Raw genomic sequence first — 12743 nt, 5'->3', positions numbered from 1 at the left:
ACAAACGAAACAATCACTTTACTCGGATGACGGGGAGACACCCCGCGCATCACACTCCGATCCTTCAGCACACACGCGTCCACCATCCGGTCCCCAACCCACCACAACCCCCCGGGAACACCCGACAAGGATCCCCGGGATGACAATTACAGATTTGCGGCGGCCATGGCCCAGGGGAGACGCCCGGACCCATTCCGAACCCGGAAGCGAAGACCTGGCACGGCGATGGTACTGCATTCGACAGGATGTGGGAGAGTAGCACGCCGCCGCACCAACACTCCACGAAGGGGGAGGGACGCAACACGCGCCCCTCCCCCTTCTTTTATTTCCAAAACACACACCAACCCGCGCCCCCATGCTCATTTTTTAAAAGCATACGACCACCACATACGGTATTGACTGTTCACGCACCTTGGCTTGACCATCTGACCAGCATCCAGCCTTACTGCGTGGAATTCCAACACCAGCGTCAGCTCTTCCCATCTGGATTCACCTTTTCGCCATCCTCTATACCGTTCATCGCCATATTGAGAGTTCCATCTCGCATCCCACTTCTTGAACCTCAAATCTCAAATCATCGTTTCCAGCGTGTCGACTGCATATGATGAGAGGTATATGTTGACGGGTCACGGCTTAGCTGAGGAGAATGCTATGGTTCCGGCGAAGTATGAATCACCGTATGCCGGTGTCGATCGAGGTGAAGATGTGTATCGTGTGATGGATCTCGACCTTGACGGTGTCTGTGCAGATTACACGGAAGCCATGCGTCAGTGGCTTGTTCATGCTGGCCGTATGGCTGCTGATATGCATCCTGACATGCGGCATTACGAAATGACATCCGCAACCGGTTGGCCGTTCCAGTCGGTCGAAGAGTACAAACAGGCTCACCGAGAGGCGGAGGCGAATCACCTCTATGCAACGATGCCCGTCATTCAAGGTGCACCCGAAGCCTTGCGGCGTCTCGCTGATGAGCACGTATACATCAGAGTCGTTACCCATCGGTTGTTCGTCTCCGGACAGCATCAGATCGTCGTGTCAGATACGGCCAAATGGCTTGACGACAACCACATCCCTTACATGTCCTTATGCTTCACCGGTCTCAAGGACACCATGCACGCGACCATCCACATCGATGACTCGCCTGCAAATATTCTTGCACTTCGTCAAGCCGGCGAGCATGTCGTCGTGTTCGACCAGCCGTACAACCGGCAGCTGGACGGTCCACGTCTGTCCGCATGGGACGAAACCAGCGTTCCCAAGCTGATGGCATGGATGGATCAGTGGTGCGATGATAGCGGCAAGTGAGAGGGGCAGCATGACAGAAGTATCAGTCAACGTTGACGACCAAGACAACGTCTTCGTGGCATATGTGCGTTCCACGCGTCCTATGATGCGTGCGTCGTCGATTGTGCAAGGAGACCATTGGCGCATCGGAATCCTGACCGAATCACTGATTCGTTTCGAATGGTCAGATTCCGGCGAATTCGAGGACAATCCCACGCAGATGGTCGTCTGCCGTGATTTCGGCACAGCACCGCGATTCACGGTGACACATCGCAACGGATTGCTCATCATCGACACCCCGGACCTGTACATCACGTATGACGGCAAACCGTTCAGCAAAGAAGGGTTGAGCGTGGTCGTCAAAGGCATGGCCGACACCCAGTTCAACACTTGGCATTACGGAGACGAACCGAAACATAATCTCAAAGGCACCGCGCGCACGCTTGACGAGGCAGATGGCGAGATCGCGCTGGGAGATGGGGTTATTTCGCGAGACGGCTGGGCGGTACTCGATGATTCCGCGGCGAATGTGATCGTACTGACGGATGAGGCTAACGGCAAGCCGAATCCTCTCGGCGCATGGATCACGCCTCGAGACCATCAGGAAACCGACTTGTACTTCTTCGGCTATGGTCGACGCTACACCGAAGCAGTACAGGACCTCTACCGACTCGCCGGGCCGACGCCGCTGCTGCCGCGTTTCGCGCTCGGCAACTGGTGGAGCCGCTACTACCGGTATACCCAAGACGAATATCTCAATCTCATGGACCGGTTCAAACGCGAAGGCATTCCGTTCACCACATCCGTGATCGACATGGACTGGCATCGTGTCGACGACATCGACCCGAAGTATGGCTCCGGTTGGACCGGATACTCGTGGAACAGGCAACTGTTCCCCGACCACAAGGCGTTGCTGCGCGATTTGCACCAGCGTGGGCTCAAAGTCACGTTGAATGTGCATCCTCGAGACGGTGTGCGCGCGTTTGAAGATGATTACCGGCAAGTGGCCGAACGGGTCGGCATTGATCCCACAACCGAAGAGGCGGTGGAATTCGACCTGACGAATCCTGATTTCATCAGCGCATATCTTGACATGCATCATCGCTTGGAGTCCGAAGGCGTTGACTTTTGGTGGCTCGACTGGCAGCAAGGCGGTGTGACCCGTCAGCCCGGACTCGACCCGTTGTGGGCGCTGAACCACGTGCACTATCTGGATTCAGGCCGTGACCATGGCTGGCCGCTGACCTTCTCGCGTTATGCGGGCCCGGGATCGCACCGGTATCCGGTCGGATTCTCCGGAGATACCGTCGTGACGTGGAAATCATTGCAATTCCAGCCGTATTTCACCGCGACGGCATCGAATATCGGCTACGGATGGTGGAGCCACGATATCGGCGGGCATATGTGCGGGTATCGAGACGAGCATCTGGAAGCACGCTGGTATCAGCTTGGCGCTTTCAGCCCGATCAATCGTCTGCATTCCAGCAACTCGCAGTTCATGGGCAAAGAGCCATGGAATTTCTCCGCAGATGTACGTCATGCCATGGTGGACGCTCTGCGGTTGCGTCACATGATGCTGCCGTACCTGTACACCATGAACTACCGGGCGGCGTTCGAAGGCATGCCGCTTGTCGAGCCGATGTATTGGGCTGACCCGAATAATCCGCAGGCATATGAAGTCCCGGATGAATTCCGTTTCGGCACGCAGCTGGTGGTGGCGCCGATCGTCACGGATGACGACGATTCCGCCCGCCTCGGTCGCACTGAAGCATGGTTGCCGCAAGGCGAATGGTATGACTTCTTCGACGGTCGTCGGTACGCTTCCTCGAATCCGTCCGGGCGACGGCTGGAAGTCTGGCGTGCCATCGATCGCATTCCTGTGTTCGCCCGAGCGGGAGGCATCGTGCCATTGCAGGAGCTCGGCGATGGCGATGCCGTCAACAACCTGGATAATCCGCAATCCCTGCGCGTACTGGTATTCCCCGGTGCGGATGGTCGTTTCGCGATGATCGAGGATGATGGAGTATTCGTGCCGTCTGTGCTGTCTGCGCCGTCTGCACAATCCGCACCGGTCGGCGAATCAGGGGAGCACACTGCGACTACGCGCATGGCGTTCAACTGGAGCGACACCAGCCGGATGGCCTCGGGCGACGGCTGCAGTTCGCTGTTCACCATCGCCCCGGTTGAGGGCAAGGCAGACGCGGTACCGTCGCGACGCGACTGGACGATTGTGTTCCGCGGCGTCGCCGACGTCAATCCTGCCGATATCAGCGTCAACATCGACAACACCGTCTGCGACAAGGTGGAAATCTCCTATGATGCGCCGACGTTGAGCCTGTCGATCACCGTGCCTCGGGTGCCGTCTTCTGCGGGCATGACCATGGCAATCAAGGGAGGGCTGCGCATCGCAGACAACCCGATTGAGTCCGATGCGCTCAAGGTGCTCATGCACGCGCAGATGCCGTATAGTTCCAAGGAACACGCAATGCAGGCGATATATGAGCAGGGCGTGCGTGCGATTGGCGCTTTGCGTACCTTCACAACGGCACCCGCTTTTGGCGGCGGATTATTCGCGGCGAACGGAATGCCTGACGCGGTGATTGGCGCGTTGACGGAAATTCTCTTGCGGGACTGAACCGTAGAGGATTGGCGCGGTCTGGAGTTGCCGGCGGCAGTGACTCCAGACGCGTACAAACCGTTCGTCTTCCGACACCACCCACGGTTAGGATGAATCGAGTGACAGGGAATTCATCAGATCATGGGCACGGGCAGAGTATGCCGTCGTCCCCGTCGGCGCCAGGCGCGGTATCAGATGCCGCGTCGGCGTCCGCAGGCGAAACCGCACCACGCCGTGCGAGCGCCGACGCACAATACCGCCGTATGACAGGCGCCCCGGTTCGCGGCCTGATCCTCGCGTTGTGTCTCCCGGCGGTCATCTCAAACTTGGTCACCACCGCATACAATCTCGCGGACACGTATTTCATCGGTCGTCTGGGCACTTCGCAGTCCGGCGCAATCGGCATTGCTTACTCGATAATGACGGTATTCCAAGCGTTCGGCTTCTTCTTCGGCAATGGTTCCGGCAATTCCATGAGCCGGGAACTGGGCAAACGCAATACCGAGCGTGCCGCGCGCCTGCTCGCGGTCGGCTTCTGCGGAGCGGTGTTGGGCGGATGCGTGCTCGCCGTCATCGGTCTGGTCACCTTGCCTCGTCTGGTGGTCGTACTCGGTTCGACGCCGACCATCGCACCGTATGCCATCGCATATCTCACGCCGATTCTTCTCGCGGCTCCCATGGTGTGCGGATCGTTCGCGCTCAACGGTCTGCTGCGCTACCAAGGATTGTCCCTATACGGCATGATCGGTCTGGTCACCGGCGCATTGTTGAACTTTCTGATCGCGCCGTTCTTGATTTTTGTTGTCAGACTCGGCATCACCGGCGCCGGCATCGCCACCGCGATATGCCAGACCATCAGTTTCATCCTGCTGGTCACGTTTGCCGTCCGTCGCGGTGTCGTCACACTTGACGTGCGCAACAGCCGGCCGGACATGCTGCTCGTGCGTGAGATAATCGGTGGCGGCATGCCATCGTTGCTGCGGCAAGGCGCCGGTTCACTCGCGACCACATGCGTGAATCTCGCTGCCAACCCCTTTGGTGATGCGGTTATCGCCGCCATGGCGATTGTGATGCGCGTCATGCTTGCCATCAATTCCATCATTGTCGGTCTGGGGCAAGGCTTCCAACCGGTGTGCGGATACAATTACGGTGCCGGGCTGTACCGGCGTGTCAAGGACGGCTACTGGTTCTGCGTCCGCCTGTCTACCATCATGCTTATGGTCATCGCGCTGCTCGCCGCGGTGCTTGCCCCCGATATCATCGCCCTGTTCCGATCCGATCCACAGGTGGTCGCCGTCGGCACCGTAGCGTTGCGCATCCAATGCTGCACGGTACCCCTCAACGGATTCGCGATGATGTCCAATATGATGCAGCAGACCATGGGCAAGACGATCATCGCCTCCTTCGTGGCGGTCTGCCGACTTGGATTGTTCCTCGCCCCGGCGGTGCTGATCCTTGCGCATCTTTTCGGTGTACCGGGTGTGCAAGCTGCGCAATCGGTTTCCGACATCATCTCCTTCATCGTGACCGTGCCGTTGCAGGCTCGGATTCTGCGGTCGCTCGGCAAACCACGCACTACCGTGTGACCGCGCCTGTCAGCCGGGCTTGTCGCCGCATGCGCGCCCGGCGTAACGGTTGTGGCAATGGCGGCTTGTATCATGTGGGATATGAGAATCGCACGTTTCACCAAAGACGACAAGACCCCGCAATACGCCTTCGTACAGAAGGATGAGCAGGACGGCAAAGATTATCTCGTGGTGCTCAGCGGCTACCCATTCGGCGCCCAGCCAGTGGAACCGACCGGCGAGCGTTTTCCGCTCGACGCGGATGGCTTGCGTCTGCTTGCCCCGGTGATCCCTTCAAAGATTTACGGCTTGGCGAAGAACTACGAGGCGCACGCCCAGTTCATGCATGAGACAGGGCACAGTGACATCGCGCACGCGCCGGAGGATATGGTGATTTTCTCCAAGCCGAGCACTTCGGTCATCGGCCCTGACGATCCGATTGTCATTCCGCCATTCTCCCACGACATGAATTTCGAACCGGAAGTCGCGGTTATTATGGGCCGAATCGCGAAGAATGTGCCGGTCGAGAAAGCCATGGATTATGTGCTGGGCTTCACGTGCGTCAACGATGTGACCCTGCGTGACTTGCAGGGCGCCGACCCGATGTGGACGCGCGCGAAAGGCTTTGATACCGCGTGCCCGCTCGGCCCGTGGATCCAGACCGACCTGGACTGGAAAGACGCGAAGATCTCATTCACACTTAACGGCAAGGATGTGCCGGAGGCGAGTGGTACGACCGCGAAGCTGATTCACGGCATTCCGGAGCAGATCGCTGCGATTTCAAGCTTCTCCACGTTGCTGCCGGGCGACGTGATCATGACGGGCACGCCGAACGCGTCCGGTAGCCTCAAGCCGGGGGATGAGCCGATTGTCCATGTGGAGGGCATCGGCAGCCTGCGCAATGTTGTGGTGCAAGGTTGATCGGCTACTAGTTGGATACAAGGGCTGTCAATCCGGGTATACGGGTTGGCAGCCCTTGTCGTTTCGCTGGTATCTCGCGTTTCGCTGGTATCTCCTCGGCACCCGCCGTTGGCTCGCCGGTGCGCCGTACCGTGTCCTTTCTTATTTGTGATACGGCTCGTGCGCGTTGATTTTGAACGCACGGTAAATCTGCTCGAGCAGGATCACACGCATGAGCTGATGGGGAAAAGTCATGGGGGAGAAGCTGAGCTTCCAGTCGGCCCGCGCGAGGATGTCCGGGGAAAGACCGAGCGAACCGCCGATGATGAACTGCATGTGGCTTGCACCATGCAATGCGAGGTCGTCGAGCTTCGCCGCGAAACGCTCCGAGCCGAGCATCTGCCCGTCGATGGCCAGGGCGATGACATACGCGCCGTCTTTGATGTGCTTGGCGATGCGCTCGCCTTCCTTGCGTTTGATGAGTTCGTCAGTGCCGGGTGTGGCATGCTCCGGTGTTTTCTCGTCTGCCACTTCGATGATGTTCAGCTTGCAGAAGCGCGACAGACGTTTCGAATATTCGTCGATTGCGTCGCGCAGATAGCGTTCCTTGATGCGTCCGGGGGCGATGATGTCGATATTCATGGGGTGTGTTCCTTCCGTCAACCAGTGCCATCGTAGCGGCGGCGGGTTCCAACATAGCGTTGTGGCTTCGCGCAGGCGGTGTGTCCGCGCTCATCATCAAGAGCGTTCAAAACTTGAGTGTGGTTGGCTCAAGTTTGGAATAATCGGCGGAAAAAACGGTTGGATACAGCAGACACAGACAACAAAGCGTCCCACGGGTGAAGCCGCCCAAGGGCCGCGAATGGAGGAACCATGCAAGCACAATTCACCAATATGGCCCATGAAGCCATCAGTGACGCCGTGCAGAGCGCGTCCGCCGCGGGCAACGCCCAAGTCGAAACGCTGCACCTGCTCGATGCACTGCTTCGCCAGCAGAACGGCGTCGTCCCCAGCCTCGTCAAAGCGGCCGGCGGAGATATCAAAGCCATCGGCGTGGCCGTACGCAACGGGTTGGTCAACCTGCCGAGCGCCAGCGGGTCAAGCACCACGCAGGCGCAACCCAGCCGCCAGCTCGAAGCGGCGCTCGTCCAAGCCGAACAGGAAATGAAGCAGCTCGGGGATGATTTCATCTCCACCGAACACCTGCTCATCGCCATCGCCGCAAGCAAACCGAACAAGTCCGCGGACATCCTCGAAGCCAACGGAGTGACCGCGGAATCCCTGCGCAAAGCGTTGCCGCAGATTCGAGGTGGCGCCCACGTGACCAGCGCGGACGCGGAAGGCAATTACAAGGCGCTCGAAAAGTATTCGACCGACCTGACCGCCACCGCGAAGGAAGGCAAGCTCGACCCGGTGATCGGCCGTGATCAGGAAATCCGCCGTGTCATCCAGATCCTGTCCCGCCGCACCAAGAACAACCCGGTGCTGATCGGTGAGCCGGGCGTCGGCAAAACCGCCGTCGTCGAAGGTCTCGCCCAACGCATCGTTGCCGGGGATGTACCGAGCACGCTGCGCAACAAGAAACTCATCAGCCTTGATCTGGGCTCCATGGTCGCCGGATCGAAGTATCGCGGCGAATTCGAGGAACGCCTCAAGGCCGTGCTCAATGAGATCAAGAATGCGAACGGGCAGATCATCACCTTCATCGACGAAATCCACACCATCGTCGGAGCCGGTGCTGCAGAAGGCTCGATGGACGCGGGCAACATGCTCAAGCCGATGCTTGCGCGCGGTGAACTGCGCTTGATCGGCGCCACCACGCTTGACGAATACCGTGAGAACATCGAAAAGGATCCGGCGCTCGAACGCCGCTTCCAGCAAGTGTTCGTCGGTGAGCCGAGCGTCGAGGACACCATCGCGATCCTGCGCGGCATCGCACCCAAGTACGAGGCCCACCACAAGGTGACCATCGGCGATGACGCACTCGTAGCCGCAGCCCAGCTGTCCAACCGGTACATCACCGGGCGTCAGCTGCCGGACAAGGCCATCGATTTGGTCGATGAGGCGGCCGCACACCTGCGCATGGAACTTGACTCCTCGCCTGAGGAAATCGATGAGCTCAAGCGTCAGGTGGACCGGCTCAAGATGGAACGCGCTTATCTGTTGGGCAATCCGAAGGATGACAAGGCTGAGCAGAAGAAGGCGGACTCGCTGGACGAGAAGTCCCGTGAACGGCTCGCCGACCTCGACAAGGAGCTCGCCGACAAGACGGAGAAGCTCAATGGCCTCAACGCCCGCTGGAACATGGAAAAAAGCGGCCACAACAAGGTCGGTGACCTGCGCAAGAAGCTCGACGAGCTGCAAGTGGAAGCCGAACGTTGCGAACGCGACGGCGACTATGCGAAGGCCTCGGAAATCCGTTACGGCGAGATCCCGCACATCCAGAAGGAAATCGCCGCCGCCGAACAGGAGGAACGCGATGCCAAGGAAACCGGCGCCGAGGAGACCCCGATGGTCCCCGACAAGGTCGATGCGGATTCCATCGCGCAAATCGTGTCCGAATGGACCGGCATCCCCGTTGGACGCCTGATGCAAGGCGAGAACGAGAAGCTCCTGCACATGGAGGAGTACCTCGGCAAGCGTGTCATCGGTCAGAAGGACGCCATTCGCGCGGTCTCCGACGCGGTGCGTCGCTCGCGTGCCGGCATTTCCGACCCGAACCGTCCGACCGGATCGTTCCTGTTCCTGGGGCCGACCGGCGTGGGCAAGACCGAACTCGCCAAGGCGCTCGCCGACTTCCTGTTCGACGACGAGAAGGCCATGGTCCGCATCGATATGAGCGAGTACATGGAGAAAGCCTCCGTGTCCCGCCTGATCGGTGCCGCTCCGGGCTACGTCGGGTATGAGGAAGGCGGTCAACTGACCGAGGCTGTGCGTCGGCGTCCGTACTCGGTGGTGCTGTTCGACGAGGTCGAGAAGGCGAATCCGGAAGTCTTCGACCTGCTGTTGCAAGTGCTGGACGACGGCCGCCTGACTGACGGCCAAGGCAGGACCGTGGACTTCAAGAACACGATTCTGATCATGACATCGAACCTTGGCTCGCAGTTCCTCGTGCAGCCTGATTTGGATGAGGAAGCCAAGCAGAAGGCCGTGATGGATGCCGTGCATGCGCACTTCAAGCCGGAATTCATCAACCGTCTTGACGAGCTGGTCATCTTCCACCCGTTGACCCGTCAGGAGCTCGGCAATATCGTCGATTTGCAGGTGCGTCAAGTGGCCGCAAGACTTACCGAACGCCGGATTTCGCTGCAGGTTACGGATGCGGCCCGCGAATGGCTCGCCAACACCGGGTACGATCCGGCGTACGGCGCCCGCCCGCTGCGCAGGCTCGTGCAGACCGAGGTCGGCGACCAGCTGGCGCGTCTGCTGCTGGCCGGCAAGGTGCATGATGGTGACACCGTGCTCGTCGACCAGACCGGTGGTGAGCACCTCGAGCTCACCGACATGCCTGAGGATCCGCTGTCCGGCGTGACTGTCGAAGGCGTGCAAGAAGACAAGTGACGGCTTCCTGAATACGAAACGGCTGCCCGTGCAAACCTTGATATGGTTTGCACGGGCAGCCGTTTTGCTATTGCGAGCTGTCGGCATCTGGCCGCGTTCTGCTTCTGCCGACGCTGAGTATACCGTCAGCGTCGGCAGAAGCAGAACGCGGGTTACTTCTCGAGAAACAGTTCGGGTGCCTTGCTGAAGTTCGTGGCGCAATGCTCGCCGCAGAAATAGTAGGTGGTGCCGTTGTAGGTGCGGGTGATCGCCTCGTCGTTCACGGCGACGCTCATGCCGCACACCGGATCGGTCGCGGTGTTGCCGTCGGCGGGGTTCGCTTCGGCCATCTGGCCCATATGATGCATATCCATGGTGCTCTCCTTGTGGTTGACAGTGTGATTGGTGGGGTGATTGGTGGGGTGACCATGACCGGCGTTAGACGGCCGGCTCAGCGTAGTGTGCTCGTCGATGATGATGGTGGGTTCTGTAGCCGGCGAGGCGGTATCTGCGGATCCGGCAGCCAAATCATCGCCGATGCGCACATGCCGCAACCGGTTCGCGTTGAGCACGAGGCACACGCTGGACAACGCCATGGCGAGACCCGCGATCATTGGACTGAGCAGCCATCCGGTGATCGGGTAGAGCACACCTGCCGCGATCGGGATGCCGATGACGTTGTATCCGAAGGCCCACGCATAGTTCTCACGGATATTGCGCATGGTCGCGTTCGACAGGTTGATGAGTTTCAACACGCCGCGCAAATCGCCGCTCATCAGCGTGACATCCGCCGACTGCATGGCCACATCCGTGCCGGTGCCGATGGCGATGCCAAGATCGGCCTGCGCCAAGGCAGGGGCGTCGTTGATGCCGTCGCCGACCATGGCGATCAGCTCGCTGTTCGTGCTGTCCGCGTTGCGCTGGTGTTGCAATTGCTCAATCCAATAGGCTTTGCCATCCGGTTGCACTTGTGCGATCACCGTGTCAATACCGACCTGCTTGGCGATACGGCCCGCCACTTCAGCCTTGTCGCCGCTGAGCATGATGGTGCGCACACCGGCCTTGCGTAATGCCGCAACCGCTTGCTGCGAGCCAGGTTTGACGGTATCCGACGTGTAGGAGGGATGATCGGGGTCGGCGCCCGCATCCACGGTGCCACGGGTAATCGTGCCAGTTTTGTCAAAAACAACGGTGCGGATATTGCGCGCCTGCTCCAACGCTTTCGCCGACGTGACCAGCACGCCGTTGGTGGCGCCAAGCCCCGTCGCCGCGGTGACGGACAGCGGCGTGGCAAGGCCCAAAGCGCATGGGCAGGCGATAATCAGCACGCTGACCGCCGTAATCAACGCGTGCGCGAGCCGTGGCTGGGGGCCGAAAGACACCCAGATCGCGAAGGTCCAGATGGCGATGATGATGATCACGGGCACGAACACCCGCGCGATGCGGTCCGCGAGCTGCTGTACCGGGGCCTTGGTGGCCTGCGCCCGGGCGACCATCGCGATGATCTGCGCGAGGATGCTGTCGCCGCCGACCTGACTGACCCGGATAACCGCGTTGCCTTTGAGCGCGATAGTCGCTCCGGTGACGGTACTGCCCGTGCTGCTGTGCACGGACGCGGATTCGCCGGTGATCATCGATTCGTCGATATCCAGCGTGCCAGCGACGACCTCGCCATCGGCGGGGATGCGCTCGCCGGCTTTGACGACCACCAGGTCGCCGACCTTCAGGTCATCGACGCCGATAGTGGTCTGGTTGTTCGGGTCGTGCCAGGCGTGTTCACCTTGGTCGAGCGTATCGGGGCTGATGGTCTGTGCGTTGCGGGGACGCAGCTTGATCAGTGATTGCACGGCTTTGCCGGTACCTTCACGCGCCTTGCTTTCCAGCAGACGCCCGACAAGCACCAAGGTGATGACCACGCCGACCGATTCGAAATACGGCTCGCGCGATCCTGCCGGCAGCGCCGGCCCCGCGATGCATACGATCAGGCTGTACAGGTATGCGGCGGTAGAACCGAGCGATACCAGCGAATTCATGTCGGGGGAGCGGTGGATGAGCGCTGGCCAGCCGACCTTGTGGATGGGGCCGCCACAGTAGAACATGACTGGAGTGATGAGTACGGCTTGCAGCCATGGATTGGTCAGCCATGCGGGCATGTCGGCATGCCCGGCCATGGACAGCATGGAGACGATGAACACCGGCAGGGTCAGCACGGTGCCGATGGCGACCAGCCGGCCGAGCTGCTTGATTTCCTTGCGGCGTTCGTCCGCCGCCTTGCGCTCGTTGTCCAATGCGTCCACGGCGTTCAGTGCGGGCGCTGCAACTGCGGCTGATGTTTGACCGTTGTGCTGGATTGCGCTGTGGTCTTTGCCGTCATCCTCGACACGGAGCATGCCGTGAACCATGTTCATGCCGCATGCGAAGGGGTAATCGCCGGGGGCGAGCGCTGGCAGATGCACGTCGGTGTGCGCATTGCCGGGCAGCATGGCGTCAAGACCGAGGTCGGAGAACACGACGTGTGAGGTGCATTCCCCGGTTTCTTGGCGGTCGAAATGCAGAGTGATCGGCACGCCGGGTTTCATGGTGATCAGGGACGGCTCATACCCGCCTTTGACGATGATGTCGGCGCTTTGCATGCCTTGCTCCTGCTTTGCCGCAGTGCCTTCGCGCTTGGCGAAGAAGAATCGTAGTGTCAGCCATGTCGCGATGATGGCGAGCACAACCGCGGTCGCGGCGATAAACAGATCGAATCCCATGCGCCTCCTCCTTGTGTTGTCTTTCATCGTTGCAGTCGGTGGTGACCGGCTGGCGAAGATGGCGGCAATCTGCCACCGGCCCGG

The 12743-nt window shown here is 60.0% G+C and carries 7 protein-coding genes and 1 rRNA gene; 6 read left to right on the top strand and 2 right to left on the bottom strand.

Translation table 11 applies throughout. The annotated features are described in order from the left end of the window. Nucleotides 1-155 precede the first annotated feature (155 nt). The 5 genes from rrf (at nt 156) to BBOU_RS08165 (ending at nt 6387) form a co-directional block, all read left to right on the top strand. Nucleotides 156-272, top strand: a 5S ribosomal RNA gene (gene rrf / locus BBOU_RS08185). Between the two features lie 379 nt (nt 273-651). Next, nucleotides 652-1305 (top strand): 5' nucleotidase, NT5C type, encoded by a 654-nt coding sequence (locus BBOU_RS08180; protein WP_026503220.1) that lies wholly within the window; start codon nt 652-654, stop codon nt 1303-1305. 82 nt (nt 1306-1387) lie between these two features. Next, nucleotides 1388-3919 carry a glycoside hydrolase family 31 protein gene (locus BBOU_RS08175; RefSeq protein WP_420885350.1) on the top strand — a complete coding sequence of 844 codons (2532 nt, stop codon included), beginning with the start codon at nt 1388-1390 and terminating at the stop codon, nt 3917-3919. Nucleotides 3920-4164: 245 nt separating this feature from the next. Then, entirely contained in the window at nt 4165-5487 is a 1323-nt protein-coding gene (locus tag BBOU_RS08170; RefSeq protein WP_026503218.1) for an MATE family efflux transporter, read from the top strand. Between the two features lie 81 nt (nt 5488-5568). Further along, nucleotides 5569-6387, top strand: coding sequence for a fumarylacetoacetate hydrolase family protein (locus BBOU_RS08165; RefSeq protein WP_026503217.1), 819 nt, complete (start codon nt 5569-5571; stop codon nt 6385-6387). Nucleotides 6388-6528: 141 nt separating this feature from the next. Here the strand turns inward: BBOU_RS08165 and rlmH are convergent, their stop codons facing one another. Further along, a complete protein-coding gene (rlmH, locus tag BBOU_RS08160) occupies nt 6529-7008 on the bottom strand; it encodes a 23S rRNA (pseudouridine(1915)-N(3))-methyltransferase RlmH (protein WP_026503216.1) in 480 nt (159 codons plus the stop codon). A 231-nt stretch (nt 7009-7239) separates the two neighbouring features. Between rlmH and clpB the strand changes: the two genes are divergently transcribed. Beyond that, nucleotides 7240-9927: an ATP-dependent chaperone ClpB gene (clpB, locus tag BBOU_RS08155; RefSeq protein WP_026503215.1), complete on the top strand. Its 2688-nt coding sequence runs from the start codon at nt 7240-7242 to the stop codon at nt 9925-9927. Nucleotides 9928-10079: 152 nt separating this feature from the next. On the opposite strand, the gene BBOU_RS08150 is transcribed toward clpB, so the two are convergent. Next, complete coding sequence (locus BBOU_RS08150) at nt 10080-12659, bottom strand: HAD-IC family P-type ATPase (RefSeq protein ID WP_026503214.1); 2580 nt, start codon at nt 12657-12659, stop codon at nt 10080-10082. Between the last annotated feature and the right edge of the window lie 84 nt (nt 12660-12743).

Origin of the sequence: Bifidobacterium boum (genome assembly GCF_000741535.1) — a bacterium.
GTDB lineage: Bacteria > Actinomycetota > Actinomycetes > Actinomycetales > Bifidobacteriaceae > Bifidobacterium > Bifidobacterium boum.
Note: the sequence above shows the minus strand (reverse complement) of the source record. Positions and strands in the feature narration are given on the sequence as shown.